Source organism: Vibrio sp. YT-15, assembly GCF_033337445.1.
Taxonomy (GTDB): Bacteria; Pseudomonadota; Gammaproteobacteria; order Enterobacterales; family Vibrionaceae; genus Vibrio; species Vibrio alginolyticus.
On sequence record NZ_JAWOQR010000001.1, the window covers coordinates 298,958 to 321,501 of the forward strand.

At 43.7% G+C, this 22,544-nt stretch carries 23 protein-coding genes; 12 read left to right on the forward strand and 11 right to left on the reverse strand.

Going from position 1 to position 22,544, the window contains the following annotated elements; translation table 11 throughout:
• Positions 1-107 precede the first annotated feature (107 nt).
• The 4 genes from R7D93_RS01255 (at position 108) to R7D93_RS01270 (ending at position 5,461) form a co-directional block, all read left to right on the forward strand.
• Entirely contained in the window at positions 108-509 is a 402-nt protein-coding gene (locus R7D93_RS01255; protein ID WP_025768472.1) for a GFA family protein, read from the forward strand.
• A 153-nt stretch (positions 510-662) separates the two neighbouring features.
• Positions 663-1,334 (forward strand): YoaK family protein, encoded by a 672-nt coding sequence (locus R7D93_RS01260; protein WP_225496299.1) that lies wholly within the window; start codon positions 663-665, stop codon positions 1,332-1,334.
• A 455-nt stretch (positions 1,335-1,789) separates the two neighbouring features.
• Positions 1,790-3,154, forward strand: coding sequence for a YjiH family protein (locus R7D93_RS01265; RefSeq protein ID WP_017635848.1), 1,365 nt, complete (start codon positions 1,790-1,792; stop codon positions 3,152-3,154).
• Between the two features lie 435 nt (positions 3,155-3,589).
• On the forward strand, positions 3,590-5,461 hold the full coding sequence (locus R7D93_RS01270) for a methyl-accepting chemotaxis protein (protein ID WP_017821611.1): 1,872 nt from the start codon (positions 3,590-3,592) through the stop codon (positions 5,459-5,461).
• 144 nt (positions 5,462-5,605) lie between these two features.
• On the opposite strand, the gene R7D93_RS01275 is transcribed toward R7D93_RS01270, so the two are convergent.
• From R7D93_RS01275 to R7D93_RS01285, 3 genes are all read right to left on the reverse strand, one after another.
• Entirely contained in the window at positions 5,606-5,953 is a 348-nt protein-coding gene (locus R7D93_RS01275) for a hypothetical protein (protein ID WP_206952739.1), read from the reverse strand.
• A 232-nt stretch (positions 5,954-6,185) separates the two neighbouring features.
• On the reverse strand, positions 6,186-7,343 hold the full coding sequence (locus R7D93_RS01280) for an amino acid permease (protein WP_005385167.1): 1,158 nt from the start codon (positions 7,341-7,343) through the stop codon (positions 6,186-6,188).
• 723 nt (positions 7,344-8,066) lie between these two features.
• Positions 8,067-8,378 (reverse strand): hypothetical protein, encoded by a 312-nt coding sequence (locus tag R7D93_RS01285; protein WP_005375472.1) that lies wholly within the window; start codon positions 8,376-8,378, stop codon positions 8,067-8,069.
• A gap of 141 nt (positions 8,379-8,519) precedes the next feature.
• Here R7D93_RS01285 and R7D93_RS01290 point away from each other — a divergent pair, with 141 nt between their 5' ends.
• Complete coding sequence (locus R7D93_RS01290) at positions 8,520-8,852, forward strand: helix-turn-helix transcriptional regulator (protein WP_005375470.1); 333 nt, start codon at positions 8,520-8,522, stop codon at positions 8,850-8,852.
• A 109-nt stretch (positions 8,853-8,961) separates the two neighbouring features.
• Here the strand turns inward: R7D93_RS01290 and R7D93_RS01295 are convergent, their stop codons facing one another.
• The 3 genes from R7D93_RS01295 to R7D93_RS01305 all read right to left on the reverse strand — a co-directional run bounded on the left by R7D93_RS01295 (position 8,962) and on the right by R7D93_RS01305 (position 10,874).
• A complete protein-coding gene (locus R7D93_RS01295) occupies positions 8,962-9,342 on the reverse strand; it encodes a hypothetical protein (RefSeq protein ID WP_005375467.1) in 381 nt (126 codons plus the stop codon).
• Between the two features lie 167 nt (positions 9,343-9,509).
• A complete protein-coding gene (locus tag R7D93_RS01300; RefSeq protein WP_225496310.1) occupies positions 9,510-9,896 on the reverse strand; it encodes a GlcG/HbpS family heme-binding protein in 387 nt (128 codons plus the stop codon).
• Positions 9,897-9,905: 9 nt separating this feature from the next.
• On the reverse strand, positions 9,906-10,874 hold the full coding sequence (locus R7D93_RS01305; protein ID WP_225496311.1) for an aldo/keto reductase family oxidoreductase: 969 nt from the start codon (positions 10,872-10,874) through the stop codon (positions 9,906-9,908).
• A 154-nt stretch (positions 10,875-11,028) separates the two neighbouring features.
• On the opposite strand from R7D93_RS01305, the gene R7D93_RS01310 reads away from it, so the two are divergent.
• Positions 11,029-11,904 carry a LysR family transcriptional regulator gene (locus R7D93_RS01310; RefSeq protein ID WP_225496313.1) on the forward strand — a complete coding sequence of 292 codons (876 nt, stop codon included), beginning with the start codon at positions 11,029-11,031 and terminating at the stop codon, positions 11,902-11,904.
• Positions 11,905-11,913: 9 nt separating this feature from the next.
• Here R7D93_RS01310 and R7D93_RS01315 read toward each other — a convergent pair whose 3' ends face one another.
• Complete coding sequence (locus tag R7D93_RS01315; protein ID WP_225496315.1) at positions 11,914-13,671, reverse strand: SgrR family transcriptional regulator; 1,758 nt, start codon at positions 13,669-13,671, stop codon at positions 11,914-11,916.
• Positions 13,672-14,235: 564 nt separating this feature from the next.
• Here R7D93_RS01315 and R7D93_RS01320 point away from each other — a divergent pair.
• Together R7D93_RS01320 and R7D93_RS01325 are read left to right on the forward strand one after the other, a co-directional pair.
• Entirely contained in the window at positions 14,236-14,775 is a 540-nt protein-coding gene (locus tag R7D93_RS01320; protein WP_054578683.1) for a redoxin domain-containing protein, read from the forward strand.
• A 511-nt stretch (positions 14,776-15,286) separates the two neighbouring features.
• A complete protein-coding gene (locus R7D93_RS01325; RefSeq protein WP_225496317.1) occupies positions 15,287-15,970 on the forward strand; it encodes a hypothetical protein in 684 nt (227 codons plus the stop codon).
• A 195-nt stretch (positions 15,971-16,165) separates the two neighbouring features.
• On the opposite strand, the gene R7D93_RS01330 is transcribed toward R7D93_RS01325, so the two are convergent.
• Both R7D93_RS01330 and R7D93_RS01335 read right to left on the reverse strand, forming a co-directional pair.
• The gene (locus tag R7D93_RS01330) at positions 16,166-16,531 is read right to left on the reverse strand and encodes a winged helix-turn-helix transcriptional regulator (protein ID WP_005375456.1); all 366 of its coding nucleotides are present in this window, start codon (positions 16,529-16,531) and stop codon (positions 16,166-16,168) included.
• A 167-nt stretch (positions 16,532-16,698) separates the two neighbouring features.
• Positions 16,699-17,283, reverse strand: coding sequence for an NAD(P)H-dependent oxidoreductase (locus R7D93_RS01335; RefSeq protein WP_017635228.1), 585 nt, complete (start codon positions 17,281-17,283; stop codon positions 16,699-16,701).
• 270 nt (positions 17,284-17,553) lie between these two features.
• Between R7D93_RS01335 and R7D93_RS01340 the strand changes: the two genes are divergently transcribed.
• Together R7D93_RS01340 and arsB are read left to right on the forward strand one after the other, a co-directional pair.
• Entirely contained in the window at positions 17,554-17,895 is a 342-nt protein-coding gene (locus tag R7D93_RS01340; RefSeq protein WP_005375451.1) for an ArsR/SmtB family transcription factor, read from the forward strand.
• Between the two features lie 85 nt (positions 17,896-17,980).
• A complete protein-coding gene (arsB, locus tag R7D93_RS01345; protein WP_005385145.1) occupies positions 17,981-19,036 on the forward strand; it encodes an ACR3 family arsenite efflux transporter in 1,056 nt (351 codons plus the stop codon).
• 36 nt (positions 19,037-19,072) lie between these two features.
• Here the strand turns inward: arsB and R7D93_RS01350 are convergent, their stop codons facing one another.
• Together R7D93_RS01350 and R7D93_RS01355 are read right to left on the reverse strand one after the other, a co-directional pair.
• Positions 19,073-19,852: a helix-turn-helix domain-containing protein gene (locus tag R7D93_RS01350; protein WP_137283102.1), complete on the reverse strand. Its 780-nt coding sequence runs from the start codon at positions 19,850-19,852 to the stop codon at positions 19,073-19,075.
• A 19-nt stretch (positions 19,853-19,871) separates the two neighbouring features.
• Positions 19,872-20,405, reverse strand: coding sequence for a YbhB/YbcL family Raf kinase inhibitor-like protein (locus tag R7D93_RS01355; protein WP_104976490.1), 534 nt, complete (start codon positions 20,403-20,405; stop codon positions 19,872-19,874).
• Between the two features lie 187 nt (positions 20,406-20,592).
• Here R7D93_RS01355 and R7D93_RS01360 point away from each other — a divergent pair, with 187 nt between their 5' ends.
• Positions 20,593-21,384, forward strand: coding sequence for a PhzF family phenazine biosynthesis protein (locus R7D93_RS01360; protein ID WP_225496319.1), 792 nt, complete (start codon positions 20,593-20,595; stop codon positions 21,382-21,384).
• A 207-nt stretch (positions 21,385-21,591) separates the two neighbouring features.
• Positions 21,592-22,542, forward strand: coding sequence for an HlyD family secretion protein (locus tag R7D93_RS01365; RefSeq protein ID WP_005385136.1), 951 nt, complete (start codon positions 21,592-21,594; stop codon positions 22,540-22,542).
• The last annotated feature ends 2 nt before the right edge of the window (positions 22,543-22,544 follow it).

Consider the following 22,544-nt stretch of genomic DNA (forward strand, 5'->3'; position numbering starts at 1 on the left):
AAACTGATTGTATCCAAATAGTTTCAAGTCCAGAGCTCATAACGAGCCAGTGACATAAGCTCTGTGCTCTAGGTCTATTGGTGTATTGGGACAAATAGGTAATCACGATGACAAAAACCATTCATACATGCGAGTGCGCCTGCGGTTTAGTTGAGATCCGTTGTAAGGGAGAGCCCACCCACACGTCTGTCTGCCATTGCTTCGAATGCCAAAAACGAACTGGCAGTGTTTTTGGGGTACAAGCTCGCTTTGAAAAAGAGCATGTCACTTTAAACGGTGAAGTCACTAGCTATACCCGAATTGGCGATGATGGCAGTGAGGTTCAGTATGACTTTTGTCCATCCTGCGGCACGACAATGAGGTTGTTCGTTGCTGCATACCCAGAAATCATGATCATTCCCGTCGGTCTATTTACCGATAAAGAGTTCCACCAACCTACCGTTTCAGTCTATGAACAAATGAAACACGGGTGGGTGAGTTTCGAATGCACAACGGAACACATCTGCTAGCGAGCAATCCGCGTTCACGTATTTACTTTGGCTCGGACAACCGCCCTATAAGTGAGATTTTTTTGAGAATGATCAATCGAGTTTTACTGTAAAGGGTTTCGTAACTCGGTGTGAGCGCTATAATCGGCTCCTAATATTTGGTGGGGGTTTATTGTGATTTCCAGACTTCCTCGTTGGGTGGAATATGGCGCGTTTCTACTAGCTCTTCTCGCGGGCTGCGTCAACGCCGTTGGTCTTCTCGGCTTTCAACACCAAGCGATAACTCATCTTTCGGGAACCGTAACTCAGCTAGGGAACAGCTTGCTAACAGGTGTGGATAGCTCCATTCACCTGCTCTTCATCGTATTTAGCTTTTTGATTGGCGCTGCCTTTAGCGGCTTTTTTATTGAAAGCAGTGCGTTAAAACTAGGGCGAAGATATGGTGTTGCACTGTGCATAGAAGGGAGCTTGCTCTTACTCAGCTTGGGCTTTTTGGTGCAAGGGGATTTGTACGGCCAATATCTAGCATCAGCAGCATGTGGATTACAAAACGCCATGATCACCACGTTTAGCGGCGCAGTAGTCAGAACCACACATATGACCGGAATCATCACCGATCTAGGGATTATGATTGGAGAGAGCTTGAGAGGTCGTCAATTTGACCGACGTAAAGCAAAATTATTCCTATTCATTTTCTTTGGCTTTTTGTTTGGCGGCGTCGCGGGAGGGGCTCTATTTATGGTATATGGTTTATATACGCTGGTTTTCCCAGCAATATTGGCTTTTTCTACGGCTCTGATTTACTGGAGTTACCTATACATACTTAGCCGTCAACAAAAAGCATAAAATTTCGATCCGATTGAAGCGACATGCTTCAATCGGATTTGGCTCAATAGGTTCACACTGCAACGGTACAAGAAACGCTGAACGGTATTTTGACACCACTAAAAACCTTAGAATAGATAAGGCTAACTGAATTTCTGGCAAAGAAGTTAGTTAGATCAAAATCACATTTGTTTACCATTTTATTATTCCAGTCACAATGCGCCCCATAATTCACTGCGCAATTCGCCTCTCGTGCTACAATTTTCTAACACAAGCAACATATTCGCATACACTTAGACGTTATTTGACCAATTACCCGACAAATCGGCTGAATAACTAGATGTATTTAATGAATAGTATTGCAATGGATGCAGTTTGCGGGTACCCTCCGCAAAACTGTGATTAAATACGGATGTTTAGTGAATATTTATGTCATGGAAATGGCAAGTATTGACTAGTAGTAACACGAGACAACTATGCATAACACCACTAATGCTACTGAAGCTCCTAAGGGCAACTTTTGGATGTTTTTCATCCCTTCCCTAATTGGTCTTCTACTCTTTATGGCTCCGATCTCTTACGATGGCGGCCTAACCATTCCCGTTGCCGTGATGGCAAAAGTCATCCCAGCGGTGTTAGGCGATACCTTGATTGCTATCGTCACCAGTATCATCGCTTTCATGGCCGTTGCTTCTGTTCTTTGCAAAATTTTTAAGCCAGCTGCAATTTTACGTAATGGTTTTTTAAACGGTCTCTTCAACCCATCTCCACTTTGGCTCGTTGTTCGTTTAATCGGCGGCGCTGCCGTGTTAATGACGTTTTTCCAAGTGGGTCCAAAAGCAATTTGGGAAGAGAACACTGGCGGGCTTGTTCTTACTGGTCTCCTACCTACTCTGTTTGCCGTTTTCATTTTCGCGGGTTTACTGCTTCCGCTTCTTTTGAACTTCGGTCTTCTGGAGCTATTTGGTGCGTTACTCAGTAAAATAATGCGTCCGGTATTCAACCTACCTGGCCGCAGTGCAATTGACTGTATGGCATCTTGGTTAGGCGACGGAAGTGTTGGTATCTTGCTAACCAGCAAGCAATACGAAAATAAGTTTTATACTCAGCGTGAAGCGGCTGTTGTCGGGACCACTTTCTCAGCAGTATCGATCACGTTTAGCTTAGTTGTTATCGCTCAGGTAAAACTAGAGCACTTATTTTTGCCTTTCTACGGCGCTATCTGTCTAGCTGGTATCGTAGCTGCGATTATCATTCCTCGCCTGCCTCCGCTTAGTCTGAAGAAAGATCGCTACATTGACGGCAGCAACCCAGATAAAGACGCAGATGCAGTGCCAGAAGGCCACACCACATTCTCTTGGGGTATGGATCTAGCTCTTAAGCGTGCTGGTCAAGTCACATCGGTTCAGTCTGTATTTAAAGAAGGCGTACACAACGCAGTCGACATGGTATTTGGCGTACTACCTGTAGTTATGGGTCTTGGTACCGTCGCATTGGTGATTGCAGAATACACGCCTGTATTTGCAATTCTGGGTCAACCGTTTATCCCATACCTAGAGCTACTGCAAGTCCCTGAAGCTGTTGCAGCATCACAGACAATCGTTGTTGGCTTTGCAGATATGTTTATTCCAGCAATTTTAGCGGCCTCAATCGATAACGAAATGACACGTTTTGTTATTGCAGCAATGTCAGTAACTCAGCTTATCTACATGTCGGAAGTAGGTGCCCTACTGTTAGGCAGCAAAATTCCAGTAAACATTGTAGAGCTCTTCGTAATTTTCATTTTACGTACGTTAATCACGTTACCTGTGATTGCTGGCGTTGCTCATCTTATTTTCTAAAATCGAGACGTCAATTAACAAAGGCTCCGCATCGTCGGGGCCTTTTTTATACCTAAAACTCCGTCCACATTAGGCTTTTAGTAAAAAGCTCATAATTTACAAAGACAAAACTTCAACAAAACCCTGTCAGCACCAACAAAATTTTCATCACCTCACCTGTAAAGCCAGTTGATGCCACTGTTTGTTAAGCAATTCTTTTCATTATGACGATTTCATTAATTGAGATCGCAAACATGATCACACTCACAAGTTTTAACGTAAATTGTCGGTTTGTTTAAATTTAGTTAAAAAAGACGACAAATGAGTTCATGTTTTTGACAAAGATGTCGATAAAAATATAACCAAACACAATAGGTTTCTCTTTATGCCCAATTCGCTCGGTTTAAAAGAGGCGAAAGCAAAGTGGAACCAACCGGGAGAATCAGAGGAAAGCTCATGAAATTCAGACATAAGGTTGTCACAGCCTCTTCATTTTTGCTGCTAATTACCGTGTCGTTATTGTCGACACAACAAGTTATGACCATCCGCTCCCAAACTCAGGAGCAAATCGACTCAAGTGTAAACGAGATATTGACCAGTGTTGGTAACACTGTGCAATCAGAAATGAATGCAAAGAAGGATCTCGCTCGCTCCATTACTGAAGTGATTGAGCTTGACCCCAGTTCACATAGCTATGTTCAAAACATACTTGAAAGACCCACGCCAAAAAGCAGCTTCCTTGCCATCGGTTTTGGTTATGAAAGTAATGGCTTTGTGATTGAAAATGACGACGGCTGGGATGCGGGTCCAGACTACGACCCACGTCAGCGTCCTTGGTTTATTGCAGCTAAGAGCAAAGGCGATTTGGTCGTAACCGATCCGTACGTCGATGCGTCTTCGAAAAACGTTATCATCTCTGTTGGTACGCCAGTAAAAGAAAATGGCCAGTTTTTAGCCGGTATGTTTTATGACCTCGAATTAACTACCCTTTCAGATCTGGTCAACCAAGTGAATCTGTTTGATGCTGGTTACTTATTTCTGGTCACCGCTGATGGCACAACCATTGCTCACCCTCAAAGTAAATACAACGGTGAGAAAGTCGGTAGCTACCTCCCACAAATCGAACTTACGCAATCAGCACAACATGTTGAGATTGATGGCAACCGCTACATGGTTAACCTGACTCACATTCCTGGCGAGAACTGGTACGTAGGTTCGGTGATCGATGAAGCTGTTGCCTATTCTGCCGTAGGAGAGCTCCGTAACAACGCTATTATTTATTCAATCATTGCCGTGATTGCATCTATTATCGCCCTAACTCTGTTGATTCGCACTCTCATGCGTCCTTTGGACACGCTAAACAATGCGATTAAAGATGTAGCATCAGGGAAAGGCGACCTTACACAACGCCTCGAAACAGATACTGACCAAGAGTTTTCTGAGCTTGCCACAAACTTCAATACGTTCATGGAGAACTTACAACAGCAAATCATTGAGTCGAAACGTATTTCTGATCAAATTTTAAACGGAACTCAAATCACCGCTGAGGGCGCAAAAGACTCGGCAGGCGCAATTCACACTCAGCTGCAAGAGCTAGAACAACTTGCTACCGCGATGCATGAGATGTCTGTCACCGCGACAGAGGTTGCTAATAATGCGCAAGGTGCGGCAAGTGCAGCCAAAGAAGCCGACCAAGCAACGGTTGAGGGGTCTTCTATCGTTGGTGAATCTACACAAACGATAAACATGCTTTCCGATAGCATTGACCTTGCAGTCGAAGAAGTACAAGTGTTGGAATCTGCTACCGCCAATATCGAAACGATTCTAAAAGTCATCAACGATATTGCGGACCAAACGAACTTACTCGCGTTGAATGCCGCAATCGAGGCTGCGCGTGCGGGAGAATCTGGCCGAGGCTTCGCCGTTGTTGCAGATGAAGTACGTACACTGGCACAACGTACTCAAGAGTCGACAACAGAGATTCGTACTATGATTGAGCAACTACAATCTGGCGCTTCATCTGTGGCAAATGCCATGCATCAAAGCAAAGGTAGTGCTATAGAGGCCGTTGAAAAAGCGGGTTTAGCAAATAGTGCGTTACAACGCATTCGTGACGCGATTCAGCGTATTTCCGATATGAACTTGCAAATTGCCTCAGCAGCGGAAGAGCAAAGCCTTGTCGCTGAAGAGATCAACAACAATACGGTGAATATTAAAGACCTATCGACTCAAGTCGCCGAATCGGCAAATCGAACCAACGACGCGATGCAGGCGCAACAAGAAGATGTACATAAACAAGATCAAATCTTAAATAGATTTACTGTCTAACACTCATCTAAACAAAAACAGCGAGCACCGGCTCGCTGTTTTTGTTTTTAACCCTCTACCCTAGTATTGGTCGATGTTACATGTGCCATGTTGTTGCTATTAAGCTCAACATTACAAGAACGCCGACTATGTGCCCTTTCAAGTTTAATTGAACTCGACATGGATATAGCGATCATTAGAACGACGATAATAGCGGTCGTCCACTTTTAGATAGGTGAAATCTCCAATCTTTATGTAGGTACTATTCCGAGGAATTCGGTCATGGTAATAGTAACTGCGCCTTGGTCGTCGGGTCTCAACATAAATAACGTCACGATGTTTGTGTTTATGCTTGTGCTTGCGCTTGTGTTTATGATGGTGGTGATGCGCATGATGGTGATCGTACCCGTACCGATGTCCATGCTTATGCTTCGGGTCAGCCACCGCTTCTGTACTCAACACACCTAAAGACAACATAACGCCAACCATGGCAAAAGATAATTGCTTTGACACAACAGAGCCTCTTATTCATATCAACATTGATATAATAGGAGGGTGAATCACTGTACATGTCAGCCTTTCGCTAAGGAGTTTTACTAAAAAGTCAGCGCTAACCGTGATTATCAGAGAAACGTCAAACATCACAAATGCTGATGACTTTGAGTGGCCTGGGTTCGGCTATGAATACAAAAAAGCCGCCCGTTTGAATACGAGCGGCTCAGTTTTTAAATAAGCTAGCGTGATTTTATACTGCTTGGGCAAACAGCAAGAAACAGCCGAATAGGAAGATCATGCTCATTCCCATTGCGCCGCCACCAGCTTCATAAATATTGTCATCTTCTACCGGCACTCGGCGCACTTTCATGGTCATTGATAATGGGACAAAGACCGCGAGAAACACAAGAATAATCCCCGCGTAGCTGAGAATAGCTAGGAAGTGTTCTGGCGCAAATACAGCACCTAATAGTGGTAGCACAAAAGTAGTAACAAAAATCACTGGCTTACTTGCTTTCAGTAGGTCTGCATTTTGATCGTATAGCGCCATTGCAACACCTAAGAACGACGTTAGTAGTGCCAAACCAGTAAACATGGATAGGATGAACTCTAAGCCCTCGTATTGCTGACCTAGTACCGAGATCAACTCTGTTACGTTGGAGTATTGAACAAGCTCATGAGGTGGTAGATTGCCGACAACCGCTAACAACCATAATAGGTAACAAACAAGCGGAATAGTTGAGCCCACGATAATCATATTACGCAGCTGTGTTTTACTCGCTTCTTTGTTGTAAGTTACAAGCGATGGGATCACGACCATAAAACCGAAACTGGTGAAAAGCACCGAACTGGTTTTGATAAGTGCCATTTTATCGTCGCTCACAACCTCATCAAGTCCTTCAAACGAGACGCTTGGTGCAAGCGCAAAAAGTGTCAGGATCAGCGCTACGATCATGCCTAGGAACAAACCGCGATTAAGCTTATCTACTACCCCTGTACCTGCCGAAACAATGATACCAACTAAAAGAGTAAAACCGACTTGGCTTGCGATCGTGGATGTTGGAAGCCCAATTGAGGCTGTTACTTTTTGTACCAGATCACCCGCACCAATGATGTAAGCCATTAATAGACAAACTAACAGGGCGTAAAGCAAGCTGTTGGTTACCAACTGGCCTCCTTTACCAAGCGTTTCGCGAGCAATTGCATTCATGCTCACACCACCACCTACTTTGCAACTGGCTTCAAGAAGGAGCAGCGCAGCATAAGTCGTTCCAGCCCAGATGAACAACATAAGAAGAGTGCCCCAAAGGAGGCCAAATTGAGCAAGCACCATTGGTATAGCAAGCATACCAGCGCCAAGAGCAGTACCTGCAACGATCAGGGAGCTGCCGACAAGTTTTAGGTTCACGGTTAATACCTCTAAATTCAATCCGTTAATTCCTCACCAGTTGTGCTTTATCTAAAGCACACAACAAAACGCTCCGACTTAGTCAAAATTTGGTTACAAGAGCACTATGTTACAAGAGCCCTGTATGGCTAAGAAAACACGCAACAAAAGGTGGTTAATCATTTGCACATGAACACTTGAGAGTCGTTTTTGGCGATGTCATCGTTGATGAAATGTGCGCAACTTTGGGTTCGAAGCAAAATTGTTCATCTTAATTCATCAACCCCATTCGTTATGAATGGATTTGGTTCGAAAAGATTGTAAGGCATAAGCAGGACGATTGAAAAGAAAAAGGTCAATCTTATAGCGATATATTTTAACAACTCTTATCTTTTACCTAAGATGTGTTGTTTTTTTCGTCACTAATTAGTCTTTTATCGCTTAAAGAGAAGGAAGAACGTGCTCAATGGCTCAATTTGGCTGGGTGTACAGATTAATTTACAGTTTAAGTGAAGGTGTTAGATTCCAAGGACGTAGCCTAGATCGGACAATATCGCTATTATTCGCTGCGTACCGACACTGTTCGGTTCACATACCTCTAAACACTGATTTACGGCTCGAAAATATAGGTAAATGAGTGTCCGAATGCTGGGTGTGGTTCCCCAGCATTTGCATCCTTTCTTTTAGATGTCATCAATTGATCGAAATTGCGTAAATCTTGTATCGCCCGACTTTACGACTGTGTTAATACGCTTTATCTAGAGCGCCAATGATATAAGTTAACACTGGAATACCCATATCGGCGACCTGCTTCTCAGTCTCACTCATATTTTCATGCGCCATCCGCAGCTCTACTTCACTTATCGATTCTTTGTGAAGGTAAAGCTCTTTGTAGTTCATCAATCGCTGTTGTGACTGTTGAATCAGTGTCACAACATTCTCTTTAGTCTCACGATGTTGCTGATCAATTTCACTAAATAAATGATCTAAAATGCGTTGCATTTTGCGAATAGAAGCTTTCGTTTCTATTGATTTGTATGATTGATACTTTTCCATTGAGTTAATAACTGACTAAAATATTTACGTTTTTATAAGACAGTTATTTTTATACTGATTGCAAAGCAGGTAAATATGTGGTGGTTAAACTGGTCCACTTCTTGCTCCGTTTAGGTCAAAACTGTCCTTTCAGGAGAGCACATGCAGGTAGACCCTATAATTCAAGCACTGATCGCAAGACGAAAATCGAATGGCCTCTCCCGTGAGCAAATGGCAAACATCGCTGGAATGAGCGTAAAAACATATCAAAGGATCGAGCGCGGAGAGTCCGATCTTAAACTCTCACAATATCGTGCCATATTGCGTTCGCTTCATTTGACTGACCTAGATATTGCTTTAGATGTACGTGATGTTCAGCATGTCACAGCAAATGACTTAACGGCCGTGGCGCGATTGCTCTCACCGGAAGCTCAGTCCCTGCTCGTTCGCCTGTTATCGTTAATCCTTGAACAAAAGAACAAGAAAGGTGATTAACGACATTACTCATACCCAAACGATGAATGCCCTGTTGAGCGTTGAAACATGAATCATTTAGACAAAAAAAACTCGTCAAATGACGAGTTTTATTCTTTATATCAGTCCGTTACTCTAGGCTTTTCAATTCCGATGTATCAACGCCTTTTATTGCATCTTTTGCCACTTTATCAGGATCAAAGACATCACGTTCTTCATATGAATTATCAATCATGCCTTGTCCTATCGCGGTCGCCTGCTTTTGTAACTTGTTACCCTCTACCTCACCAGCATCCCAGCCTTGCCGATAATCTGAGTCGGTTTGATACCTTGTTTCGTCCTTAATATAGTGTTCAAAATCATTCCCTGCCTCTTGCATACCACTATGCCGACCGTCATGAAAGCCTTGGATATAAGCTTCATCATAACCGCTCTCTTTTAACGCGCTGTCACTCGTACCACAGCCTGAGAGGAGAACAAAAAATAGCGAAACGAATACCTTATGAAACATATTTAGGCCTCAAAGCTTTCAAATAAATTAATCATAGTTCGCGATTTCAACTTCTGCTTACTTCAGGCTATTAGATAGCACTGTGACTCGACGAAGCCTGTGAACTTGAGTCCCTACAGTGAGTACAAAGCTGGACAAAGCATCACACCTACTGATAAACATTATACTCAACGCGCGTTTAATACTTCCATCGCCAGTGCTTCATCATCTTGCTCAGCCAAACCGCTAATGCCAATTGCACCGACGATTTTCCCCTCTTGTTCTATAGGCACACCACCCATAAAGCCTGTGATCTTCGGGTCAGTCCAATAACTCAACTGCTTACCCGTCTCACGAGCCCAAGCACCCAGATTGCCGCTAGGTTGGCGGTCTCTAGCCGAGGTGTAAGCTTTGTTCTGTGCCAACAAACCTGCTTGCACACTCACATCATCCATTCGGGCAAAACCGAGCAATTCTCCATGTGTATCAACCACGGCAACCGCAATGTTTTGCTTGCAAGCAGTCGCAATTTCCAATGCCGTTTGAATCAGAGTTTGAATTTGTACGTATTTCATTTTTCTCTCCTACGGGATCTCATGACCAAGGGTTTTCTCGAACAAGCCATACCAATGGCTACGTGATAGCGTGACGTTCTCTACTTGAGCACAAGCGCGAATACGCTGTGGGTTTGCAGTACCAATAACAGGCTGAATTTGGTTTGGGTGACGCGTTAGGAAGGCTAAAACAATCGCCTCAGACGACACACCATATTCAGCTGCTAGCGCCATTACCATCTCCGCCGTCTGTCTGGTGTTGTGATCATCAGAATGTAAACCACGCTCTGAGAATCTTCCCTGCGCCATACTGCCCCACGCTTGCAGTTGGATATTGTGCTTACGGGCATGTTCCAGTATTCCTGCAACGTAGTCAGATGCAGACGAAGGAAGCCCCATGCCTTGCTTGATGAAGTCAGACTTAGCCAGACTCATTTCCAACTGGTTCGCCACAACAATTTCGCCCGTTGCTTGTTGAAGAAGATCAATTTGAGCACTGTTCATGTTAGAAACACCGAAGTGGTTAACTTTGCCAGCTTGTTTCAGTGCTTGGAGCGCTGTGCCCAGTTCTTCAAATTCAACCAGAGGATCAGGACGATGCAGCATCAAAACATCAAGGTTTTCCACGCCAAGGCGCTCAAGAATGCCCTCAACAGAAGCCATCACCCATTTAGCAGAAAAGTCATACTGCTTAACACCTTGCTCATCTCCTAGACGGATGCCGCACTTGGATTGCAGATAAATTCGCTCTCGTAAGGTTGAGTCATTGGCTAAGATGCACCCAAACACTTCTTCTGCCTTACCGAATTTGTAGATATCCGCATGATCAAAGAGATTGATGCCAACCTCTAATGCTGCCTCTACAGCGGCATAAGCTTGGTTTTCATCTTGGGCGGTTAATGGGTTGCGATTCCACTCCCCTCCAAGTCCCATACAGCCGAAGACCAAGCGGCTAACGTTAGGTAAGGTTTTGGCGAGCGGTAGTGTTGGATTGTTCATCGTTATTCTCACTTTTCCGATTTCTGCGTTTTCAATTTCTTAAGTTAACTCGAACCATCTTACCGTTCGTAAAAATTAGTTTAATACCGTAAAATCGAATTCATTATCCTCGCTACCGAACAATTAAAGCGAACAATAAAGACGAGCAATCAAGATGGCAGATTATAAGAGAATCGAAAAACTGATGCTGTTTGCTGAAGTGGCTCAAACACTCAACTTTTCTAGAGCAGCAGAGCAACTTGGTATCTCTAAAAGTTACCTGTCGGAACAAATCAAACGATTGGAATCGGAACTCGCCACGCCTTTGATTGTTCGAACCACACGCAGCGTGAGATTGACGGCAGAAGGTGAATCGATCTTTGCACAAGCGGAAGATCTCAAACGCCGCGTAATGGAAATGGAAAAGAGTTTAAGTCAGCAATCTGAGCAAGTAGACGGTCTGATTCGTCTTACTGCTCCCAAGATGTTTGCCGAAGCGGTGCTGCATGATTTGTGTGTGGCGTTTCGCGCTTTACATCCAAACATAGAGTTCGAGATTCTTTCTAGCTATCAAGCGTTTAATCTGACGGAAACCAGCGTCGACTTTGCGTTTCGAGCAACAAGAACGCCGCCCGAGAATATGATTGCGCATCACCTTTTGGACTACCACCACTGGCTGGTTGCCTCTCCTCAGTATCTGCAAGAAGAAGGTACGCCAGAGACGTTAGCAGATTTAAAACAGCATCAATGCTTAACCACATTGCATCAAAAAGAGTGGCCGTTAAAAACGGGAACAGTTCAAACCCAAGGTTGGCTTTCAAGCAATGAAAACCGCTTACTCAAAGAATCAGCCCTGTCTGGCAATGGCATTGCTCGGTTAGCAAGTTACTTTGTCGAACAAGACGTTGAGCACGGCCGTCTAGTGCAGGTTTTATCGGAAGAAACCGACCACCAGCACAACGCGGTGTACTTGGTGTACCCACAACTTATCTATCAATCGGCGAAAACCAGAGCCTTCATTGAATTTGTGAAGCAGCACTTTGCTCAATAACTAAAGCAGTTAATCCGCCGACCACACCGAGCGAATATCTGGCCAACCCCAGTTAGTAAGAGCGACGTCTTCTAAAACACCTTGGAAACGCAAAGTTTGTGTATGGTGGAACATGGGTGCAATCCAATACTCGCTGATCAGCGTCGATGCAATTGGCTCCAATGCATTAAGGTAGTCCTCAAGTGGAACGAAAGATCTGACTCTCTGTAGTTGTTCATCTAACCATTTTGCGTTCTTTTCTCCCAAAGTGTGGAATAGCACAGCGTTGCTGAAGAAGTTCGTGAACGCAGAGGCATGACGATTATCATCTAGGTTTATGTTCGTCACGACCATCGTCTCATTTAGCTCACCATTCTTAGCTTTCTCGTTCAGCTCACGATAGGAATACATAACAATTTCTACTTTACTGCCAACACTCACCAAACGATTAGAAATAGCCCGCGCACAGCGACGCAACGCGGTATAGTTATATCCGGCTATCGTAATGTGTTTAGGTAACTTAAGCGGCTCACTGAACGGACGGAGCACTGGCTTCCAACCTGGTAGCAGGTTGTAAGCGGGTATACTCCCAAATACAATATTCTCGCGGCGCATCACTTCGGCCAAGTGCTCAGGTTGAATTAGCTCACTAATATAACGGCGCTGCGCTAAAGAGAGTTTGTGCTTAGCGTGCTGATTAAATAAGGCGAATAAGCAACCATCTTCTATTCGACTACGCTTGCTCGCCGATGAGTTTTCTCGGTTTTGCGTCGACATATAGTGTCCACACAAATCCTCCTCGGGCGAAGCATCCCTTTGCAACGTATTTGCTGCCAATGACGGGTTCTCCATTTGCTCGTCATTAACAATCCAGATAGTCACCAAATCCGTTAGAACTCTACATGCATAGTAACCATTAAATGCTTGCAGTTTTAAACGACTTTCATTGTGCTCGACAACAGAGAATGGGCCACTTCCGACCACCAGCTTGTTATTCGCTACGTTAACTTGGCTTACTGGTTGAATGCCGTATTTCACTCCAGAAATAAGTCCAGCAAAGCCCAAGTCAGCTCGATTAAGCTTAAAAACAACTTTCAATGGCGTTGGCGCAGTAATGTTAGCAACATGTGCCAACTCTTTTTCGTAGTACTGTAGTGAACTCAACTTTGCAAACAAGCTAACCACTGTTTCTGCATCAATGGAATTACCATTATGAAAAGTCAGACCTGGACGAAGGTAGAAAGTCCATTCGTAGGTGTCTTCGTCATAACGCCAGTGATGTGCGAGTTCTGGTTGCACTTTCCCATTGTGATCACTCGAAACTAAGCAACAATAGATTTGCCTTAATAAGAAACGTTCGCTGCTACGCTGAAGTTGATGTGGAACGACGCGCTCAAACATTCGCTTATAGGTTAATTGAATATTGAGCTGTCCTTCTTGAACAGAAGCACCAGACGTTGTTTTTAACAAACGGCCAAATGCCATTTCGTCTTCATCTAATATCGCCAGTGCTTTTTCATACTTGCCTAACTTGATACGTTCAAGAGCCAAGCTCTCTTTTAAAACGTCTAACTCCATATTCAGAATAAGAGTCGATCGTTGGTTCCGCCCAGCTTTCGGGTGCCAGCTCAACCACGCCTTCTGCTGCATCTGCGTTAGCAGGCTACGAGCATGCCGAGAAGAAGTGAACATGATGTCGGCAATGTCCTGTAACGTGGTTTTTGTTTCATCACCAACGCTAAACGAGAGTAATCGTTGGTAATAGCGAAACAAATTGAGATCAGACACTGAATCAACCTTAGATCTGTGAAGTTTGTGGATAGGAATAGTTTACTTAAGTTGGCGGTAATAAAATAAGAAAACTTCCTAATTATCTGTTCCCCTTTTCCACAATTAACCTCCAAATTCGGCTTTAAAGCCCCATATATTTACGTTATTAGGAAAAAAGCCAACAAAAGCACTCTCTTTTTTATATCCCCTTTTATACACATAATTTACTCGTCAGCTAAAGGAGGAAAAAATGAAGAAGCCAATGATGGCGTACTTTTTTCAGCAACGCCTAGCTCAATCGAGTAATAAAATAGAAGTGATGACTCTGGTTTATCTTAACGATATGTTCCAGTGGTCATAGCCTAACCTCAAGCAGAACTTAGCTCCTGATACTACACCCCCACTTCGTTGTATCTTAAGTTCTGCTTTTTCATCTTTTGCACTCTACTACCTTATTGCAGGTTACTAAAAGTTAACTAGTTGAAACACCGCAAAACAGAGTCTACATTGAAGTCTCATCCCCCAATCGCTTTGTTGAGAAAGGGGCATTCATGGATATACACCACCAATTCGGGAGTCAATATGGCAACTTCAGTGAAACTTAAAGCGGGCGACAGCTTCCCTCATCTTCAAGCCACTTTGCTAGATGGTTCAAACGTGACGTTGGGTCAGCCGCAAGGTGATGCGACTTGGCAAGCAGTATTCGTTTATCGTGGTAAACACTGCCCTCTTTGTACTAAGTACCTCAACGAGCTTGAGAGTTACAAACAGGCTTTCGCTGATGCTGGCGTCGATATTCTTGCCGTTTCTGGCGACTCAAAAGCACAGCTAGAGGGGCATCTAGAGAAACTCGAAATCAGCTTCCCTATCGCTTACGGCCTGACCGAAGAACAAATGAAAACGCTAGGCTTGTATGTATCTATTCCTCGATCTGAACAGGAAACCGATCATAATTTCGCAGAACCAGGTCTGTTTGTGGTGAATGAACACGGCGACTTACACGTGGTGGATATTTCAAACAACCCGTTTGTTCGCCCTGAGCTTGGCGCGCTATCACGCGGATTGGCATGGATTCGCGATCCAAACAATAACTACCCTATCCGTGGCACATTGGATTACTAATATCTTCTACACCCAAGTAAACTTTCTATCCTTAAATAAGCTAGGATTCTTGCCTCAGTGAGAATAACTTGGAATGCATATCAGATCCGTGAGATCTGATATGTATCAACAAGTTGGAAATAGAGTCCTTGTTCATTATACAACGCCTTGATGAAAAACGAGATCAGTGAAGCTCAGGCTCCCCTCAAACGACGTTAAGTATTTACTTCTAAGTCACTTTCACGATAAATACATGAAATTAAGACTAAAAACTTAGACTTAACGGATATATAAATCATAACGGTATCTACACAAGTAGTTGGCTAGCGATTATTATCCTATTGCAGCCCACAATTGTGCAATTCTAATAATTCATACCATAAATGAAAACATAGATACCGTAAGAGACAAAATAAAAGCAAACGATTAAATTATAAATAAAACACCGTTCAATTAAAAATAAAAATTTTCACTTTATATAAATATAATTAATCGTTATTTGCAATCACACATCTTAATTGAGAAATACAGTATGAATAAAATCTCTTTGCTTTATATGGCCGTTTGTATCGGATTAGTTGGATGCGGTTCAGGAGGAAGCGACAACGATCCAGCAAAAGATATACATCCCACCATTTCAAATCCGGAACAAGTCAACGCAATGACGGTGGACAAAGGTCATTTCTATTGTTCTGTAAACCAACAAAAACTGGAACACGGAGGGACATCTGCAACTATGTCCTACCTGATTGAAAAGAAAAGAAATTCTACGGTTGTTGACGATTATGAATGTACCGAATACGGTTTAAAGAAAGGTGAGTCAATTATCGTCACTAAAAGTGCAATTGAAAACTTTTCATACTCAAAACATTATAAAAGCACGAAGAAGAATGATATTAATGGGTTTAAAATCATCTACCCTACAGGGCTTACGACTCCGATTAATAAAGATTATGAAAAAATTACGATCACGTATAATACGGAGAGACCTGACGTTAACATTAAGATAATTCAATATTTTGACGAAAAGTCAAAATTATATACCATCAAAAAATATGAAAAACACGTTAACGACAACTCACCAATAGGTTTAGTTGAGAAAGAGGAATTCGATAAATATTCCGATTTTGAAAAGAAACTGGAATTAAATAGTGTTTTTTTAAATTCAACTGAAGTGAGTGATTTATTCTACAACTTATTAAGTATGATAAAATAATAACTAAAAATCAAAAACTTAAAAAGTACGATTATGCTCAAGTAGCCTCGATATGCCTGACTAGAAAGAGTACGTTGTTTTACGAAACAAATTACGATTTGAATGAAGCACATCTAAGTTACTTGGGTATAAACGGCGATGTATTGTTAATCAGCTTTCAAAAGAGAGTAACGTTTGCGATTAACTACTTTGGTCTTAACGAAGCTCAATTTGATGCTTTTCAGACCAAATTCGCAAATCATCAAGAATCTTAAGTGCGGTACGGCCGAACTCTGTTAGTTCATAGCTTACGGCAATTGGGCGGTCGCTGATCACTTTGCGCACCACCATACCTTCCGCTTCTAGCTCTTTCAGGCGTTGGTCGATCATCTTTTTACTTGCACCGCCTAGCATGCGTGCTAAGTCATTGAAACGAACTGGGCCGTCTTTCAAATGATAAATCAGAGAACCTTTCCATTTACCACCAATTAGACGCATCCCTTTCTCGATAGCACATGGCTCCGCACATACGTTCGCCACTGACTTACGACCTTTGCTATCTACACTGATTCTGCTTTCCACAATACACCTCAAGATACGCACCTAATCTAGGTAACGAAAAGTAAGCTAGATACATTTAGTGCTTTAGAGTAATAAAAACGTCACCTCGCCGCAAACAAATAAAAATGGACCGCATGTAGCAGTCCATCTCAATTCATCATTCAGTTCGCACTATCTTTCTAAAAGGATTAGAAGTTTTCGTTAATGTGCGCTTCGAAACGAACAAAATCGTTTTCGATATCTGCGTTCTTCATCACGTCGTAACAAGCGAATGTAGGCAGTGCTGACATACCAAAGAAGCGGAAGTTAGCGTGCATGTGGAACATCAAATCGTCCACGCCTTTACCTTGGAATAGGTATTCGCTCTCATCATCAAACGATTCTTCTGGCGCGTTGAATGTCAGTGACAGCATGTATTTGCTGTTGGTTTGAGTGCCGCCTGTACCATAGTTTTTCTTTGGTTCTTCTGCGCTACGGCCATCGAATGCACATAGTGCGCCGCCCATACCCGCAGTAAACACGTCGTCCATGTATTTTTTGAATGACCAAGGCACAGACATCCAGTTGATTGGGCTTTGGATGATCACGCGATCAGCCCACTCAAAGTGTGCGAGTTGCTCATCTACGTTGATCTCATCTTGCATTGTCACAACGCGAACCTCATGGCCTTTTGCTTGCAGAAGCGTCTGTGCTTTGTCGACAAGAGAAGCATTTAGACGACCTTCTGAATATGGTGATGGTTCGTGTGCATTGATGATCAGTACGTTGCTCATGGGATTACCTTTAAATAAGTTCACAAGATGACGCAGTAACCATTGTGCGTCGGATGTGGTTTATTATGGTAACCTAGAAATATAGTGCAATTAGTTAACTTTTAGTAACCTACTTAATTTTTAATTATATCACTGTTTTTAAAAGATATATTTTTTCAACTTTTTATTCATCGTTATTTCACGATTAATTTTTTCATCGATTTGTTGCATCTTCCACAGAGCAGGCGTACACTTTATCGCAATTCGACGATTAACTATTAAGGCCAGCGAATGAGTGATAAGTGCAAGGACACGTGCGAAGTCGTTTTTCAGACAACGCAACAACAGCTCGAGAAAGAACAAACTCTAGCAGCGCAAGCAAAAGCTTTGTCGCATCCAGCACGTTTGCGCATTCTGCATATCCTGCACACGCTCGATACCATGGGCGGTTGTTTGAACAGTGATTTGGTTTCTGAACTGGGTCTTGCGCAATCTACTGTTTCCGAGCACTTGCGTATTCTAAAGCAAGCTGGCTTTATCAGCGCCGAGCCAAACCCACCTAAGGTGTGTTACCGCATTCAACGTGACGCGTTTGATCAGTTCAATCTAGGATTTTCCAAGTTATTTGATTAACTCCCTTTGCACGCTGGTCAGGCGTGCAGAGATAAACTATACCTTTAACTATCGCCTTTCGACGATGAACGAATAAGAGAACACTATGACTACTCAAGTTTTAAATAGTGCCAGCGACAAAATGAGCTTCTTGGACCGTTACCTAACGGTGTGGATTTTTGTTGCAATGGCAATCGGTGTAGGTATTGGCGCAGCATTCCCTCAAGTTGCTGAGTGGAATGAGTCAATGTCAGTTGGCAGCACAAACGTACCGCTAGCGATTGGTTTAATTTTGATGATGTACCCGCCACTCGCAAAGGTGAACTACAACCTGCTAGGCACAGTGACGAAAGACAAAAAAGCGATCACGCTGTCTTTGGTCATGAACTGGATTGTCGGCCCTATTTTGATGTTCATCCTTGCATTGACTTTCCTAGGTGATCATCCGGGTTACATGGTTGGTATCATTCTGATCGGTCTTGCTCGTTGTATTGCGATGGTATTGGTATGGAACGATATCGGTGGCGGTAACAAAGAATACGGCGCAGCCCTAGTTGCACTAAACAGCGCTTTCCAAATCGTGACTTACAGTGTGATGGCATGGTTATTCATCACTGTGTTGCCACCAGTCTTTGGTTACGAAGGTTTCGTGGTTGATATCTCGATGATGGACATCGCGGAAAGCGTTCTGATTTACCTTGGTATCCCATTCCTAGCGGGCTTCCTAAGCCGTAAATGGCTGGTCGCTGCGAAAGGTGAACAATGGTACAACGACGTGTTCATCCCACGCATTTCACCAATTACGCTTATCGCCCTGCTTGCGACCATCGTGCTGATGTTCAGCTTGAAAGGTGAAATGATTCTTGAACTGCCAATGGATGTATTCCGTGTAGCAATTCCACTGGCTATCTACTTTGTGTTGATGTTCTTTGTCAGCTTCTTCGTTGGTAAGAAAATGGGCATTGACTACGACAAAAACGCGTCGATTGCTTTCACGGCAACAGGCAACAACTTTGAATTGGCAATTGCGGTTTCTATCGCGGTGTTTGGCCTAAACTCAGACCAAGCTTTTGCTGGTGTCATTGGTCCACTGATCGAAGTGCCTGTGTTGATTGCTTTGGTGAATGTAGCATTGCGAATGAAGGCCAAATATTATGGCTAACCTAAAAAGCACAAAAAATACAAAAGCGGTAAAACATTAACTCACTACCGTTTTAATATACTCGCTGGGCGTTAGGCCGAACTTACTTTTAAAGCGTTGGCTAAAACGCCCCTCTGACTGATAACCACACAACTGTGCTAGCAGCGCAACGTTATACGAGCCATTTTGCATCAAGTAAAGTGCGTGATTTAGGCGCACTTCTGCCAATACTTCACGATACTGGGTACCTTCTTGTTTCAGTTTGCGTATCAATGTTGCTCGGCTCATAGCAAAGTGCCCCGCGACCATGTCTAATGGATGCTCCTCCCCTGGAGAGCGCGATAAGTAACGACTAAGTTTCTGACTAAAAGAGATATGTGAACTCGAGAACAACCGATGCAATAACCCTCTCTCAGCTAGCTGCTGATATAGACCCATAATCCAATAGCGTTGTGTCGCTTCACTTAAGCTTTCCCGCTCAAACGAAAACAAAGCATTTAACGTCGCTTGCAATGCTTTATCTGTCTCAACAACGGGTACATAGTTTCCTAATGCGTTGCTCATGCTTAGCTCCAACATTTCATCGCTAGGCACACAGTGAAAACTGAACATTCGAGAAAGAAATCGCCCTTGTAGAGGAAGATTTTCAAAATTTAGGGATGCATTTGCTTCACAAAGCATGATATTTGGATGATGGATGTCGAGTACTTCGTCTTTCCAGAAAAGATGTTTACTCCCCTTAACAATCTGAATAAGGCTTGGGGAGTGAATCCTGACATTACGAAGCTTCTGCTGCTGCTCCGCACGAAACAGCGTAACCTGATATTGGTGACCCATTCTCTCCCCTTATATTCAATTATCGCGTGTAAGTCGTGGTTAATGTCGCTTTACCCAAAGCAACACTATTCAAAGTAAACCCTACAATGGCTGGTGGCGTGTTTTCATCCAAATTCAGTTCTTCAGTTGGCAATGCCCACACCGTAAACTGGTAACGATGCATCCCATCATTCTTTGGAGGACACGCGCCGCCGAACCCCGTTGTGCCGTAGTCAATACGAGATTCTTTGCCACCTAACTTGTTCATATCAATGCCTCGAGGCAGCTCGCTAACGGTGGATGGAATATTAAACGCTATCCAATGCCAAAAACCACTGCCTGTTGGTGCATCGGGGTCATACACGGTGATCGCAAAACTTTTTGTGCCCTTTGGAGCTTCTTTCCACATCAATTGTGGTGATTGATTCCCGCCATCACATCCCCAACCAGAGTATTCAAATGTCTTCGCCATCGGGTGGCCTTCTTGAATATCTCTACTCACGAGTTCAAATGCATGGGCAGAACCGACCGCAAAAACACTCAATACCAAAACTGACCTGTAGATCGCTTTCATGTTTTTCTTCCTTTCAATGAATTCAACACTAGTCTAAATACCCAGTAGTCCGAATCCTTTTCAGCAAGTATCAAAAAACACAAAATAATCTATAATTTTGACACTTTAAGATTCTAACACAAACTTCTTACTCTCTTAATTGCACTTGGTTTATGCTAATTAATCGCTCACGGAATAAGGAAGGAAAATGGAATTGGATATCTACGTGGTGGACGCCTTCACCGATACGCAATTCAAAGGCAACTCAGCAGCGGTGATACCGTTAGAGGAATGGCTAGCCCCAGAATTGATGCAAAATATCGCGACAGAAAACAACTTGTCGGAAACGGCTTTTCTAAAATCCATTGGCGCAAACCGATATGAGATTCGTTGGTTCTCTCCGATTACTGAAATCGATTTCTGTGGACACGCAACACTGGCCTCTTCGTTAGTTCTGTTTGATGAGTTTGGCATTAATGGCACGATTGAATTTCATACTCTGGAAGTAGGAACTCTCACCGTAGAGAAGAATGCGCAAGGTAAGATCGAGATGACGTTCCCTGCTCGTCCTCCAAAAGCCGTTTCTGATATTCCCTCGGCATTGATTGAAGGCCTAAGTTGCGATGTGGAACGCGTACTGCTTAGCCCTCAAGCGTATTTCGTGGTGGTCGGCAACCAGCAGGAGGTACTTGAGGTTCAACATCGTTCAGAGCACCTCAAGACACTCGCTCCTTACGATGTGGTCGTTACCGCGAAAGGTGATCAACAAGACTTTGTATCGCGTTACTTTTGGCCTGCAAATGGTGGTGACGAAGACCCCGTAACTGGCTCGATTCACGCTGGGTTAGCACCGTTCTGGGCAGAAACGTTAGGCAAAACATCACTGGTCGCTTACCAAGCTTCTCAGCGCGGAGGCATTTTGCACTGTGAAGTTACTGGCGAACAAGTAAGAGTATCTGGCGACGGCGTGCTCTACATGAAAGGCAAGATTTTTGTTTAAATGATATTCATGTAATCAACTTAAAAGAGCCAAGTAAAGCACGGCTTCCGCAGTATAAAGCCAGCTTCAATAATTAATCAATTGATGAATATTGAAGGAATTAACTTCCTAGCCGGACAAAACTGACTCACGTTACACTGAATGCAGTCCCACACTCTTCTATAGCTTGATACGAATTCGAGCTCACCTTCTTAGAGGAAGCGTCGCATGATGAAGCGAATCATTCTTGGCACCCTAGCCCTGACTCTTTTAACTGCTTGTTCCAAAGATGACGGACAGCAAGCCCTTGGCACACTAGAACGTGACCGCGTAACTTTTACTGCAACCTCTAGCGAGATAATTCGTGCTCTACCCATCAAGGAAGGCAGCCAAGTCACCGAAGGAGAAGTGCTGGTTCAGCTCGATACAAAGAACCAAGAAGCCGTTTTAGCTCACGCCGTAGCCGAACAAGCCAAGGCTGACGCCTATCTTTTGAAATTGACCAATGGTGAGCGACCAGAAGACATTGCCGCAGCGCAAGCTCGCGTTGCCAGAGCAGAAGCTCAATTGGTTGAAGCGCAAAAGAACTACCAACGTAAAGCGGAATTAGTTCGTAAAAAACTCATCAGCCAATCAGAAAAAGACACCGCTTTAGCAGCCAGAGATTCTGCCCGTGCAGAGCTAGACTCCTCACAAGAAGAGTTCAGCAAACTGACCGCTGGCTCTCGTCCTGAAGATATTGAACAAGCGAAAGCCGCACTCATGGCAGCAAAAGCCGATGTGGCACTACAAGAACAGAAACTGGCAGAACTCACCATCACGGCCACGCGAGATGGCTTGTTAGATAACCTACCGTTTAACCTTGGTGAACGCGTTCCGGTGAATGGCGTGGTTGCTGTAATACAAGCCAGCCGCGTCCCATACGCTCGTGTTTATGTTCCTGCTAACTATCGAGTCGACTTTGTGCCGGGTAAAACGGTTAACGTGCATGTAGATGGCGTTGAGCAACCATATAGCGGCACCGTTCGTTGGGTTGCAACTGAACCTTCATTCACACCTTATTTCGCGCTTACCGAGGAAGAACGCTCGCGTTTGATGTACCTTGCAGAAGTCGACCTACAAGACTCAGCACAATCCTTGCCTTCGGGCATTCCAGCGCAAGTGGATTTGGTGGAGTAAGC

Excerpts from the sequence above, each read along its gene's own strand:
- R7D93_RS01340 (WP_005375451.1), top strand. The coding sequence starts at position 17,554 with ATGAGTGATAAGTGCAAGGACACGTGCGAAGTCGTTTTTCAGACAACG.
- R7D93_RS01290 (WP_005375470.1), top strand. The coding sequence starts at position 8,520 with ATGCAGGTAGACCCTATAATTCAAGCACTGATCGCAAGACGAAAATCG.
- R7D93_RS01325 (WP_225496317.1), top strand. The coding sequence starts at position 15,287 with ATGAATAAAATCTCTTTGCTTTATATGGCCGTTTGTATCGGATTAGTT.
- R7D93_RS01365 (WP_005385136.1), top strand. The coding sequence starts at position 21,592 with ATGATGAAGCGAATCATTCTTGGCACCCTAGCCCTGACTCTTTTAACT.
- R7D93_RS01360 (WP_225496319.1), top strand. The coding sequence starts at position 20,593 with ATGGAATTGGATATCTACGTGGTGGACGCCTTCACCGATACGCAATTC.
- arsB (WP_005385145.1), top strand. The coding sequence starts at position 17,981 with ATGACTACTCAAGTTTTAAATAGTGCCAGCGACAAAATGAGCTTCTTG.
- R7D93_RS01350 (WP_137283102.1), bottom strand. The coding sequence starts at position 19,852 with ATGGGTCACCAATATCAGGTTACGCTGTTTCGTGCGGAGCAGCAGCAG.
- R7D93_RS01310 (WP_225496313.1), top strand. The coding sequence starts at position 11,029 with ATGGCAGATTATAAGAGAATCGAAAAACTGATGCTGTTTGCTGAAGTG.
- R7D93_RS01300 (WP_225496310.1), bottom strand. The coding sequence starts at position 9,896 with ATGAAATACGTACAAATTCAAACTCTGATTCAAACGGCATTGGAAATT.
- R7D93_RS01270 (WP_017821611.1), top strand. The coding sequence starts at position 3,590 with ATGAAATTCAGACATAAGGTTGTCACAGCCTCTTCATTTTTGCTGCTA.
- R7D93_RS01295 (WP_005375467.1), bottom strand. The coding sequence starts at position 9,342 with ATGTTTCATAAGGTATTCGTTTCGCTATTTTTTGTTCTCCTCTCAGGC.
- R7D93_RS01305 (WP_225496311.1), bottom strand. The coding sequence starts at position 10,874 with ATGAACAATCCAACACTACCGCTCGCCAAAACCTTACCTAACGTTAGC.
- R7D93_RS01255 (WP_025768472.1), top strand. The coding sequence starts at position 108 with ATGACAAAAACCATTCATACATGCGAGTGCGCCTGCGGTTTAGTTGAG.
- R7D93_RS01265 (WP_017635848.1), top strand. The coding sequence starts at position 1,790 with ATGCATAACACCACTAATGCTACTGAAGCTCCTAAGGGCAACTTTTGG.
- R7D93_RS01355 (WP_104976490.1), bottom strand. The coding sequence starts at position 20,405 with ATGAAAGCGATCTACAGGTCAGTTTTGGTATTGAGTGTTTTTGCGGTC.
- R7D93_RS01320 (WP_054578683.1), top strand. The coding sequence starts at position 14,236 with ATGGCAACTTCAGTGAAACTTAAAGCGGGCGACAGCTTCCCTCATCTT.
- R7D93_RS01285 (WP_005375472.1), bottom strand. The coding sequence starts at position 8,378 with ATGGAAAAGTATCAATCATACAAATCAATAGAAACGAAAGCTTCTATT.
- R7D93_RS01335 (WP_017635228.1), bottom strand. The coding sequence starts at position 17,283 with ATGAGCAACGTACTGATCATCAATGCACACGAACCATCACCATATTCA.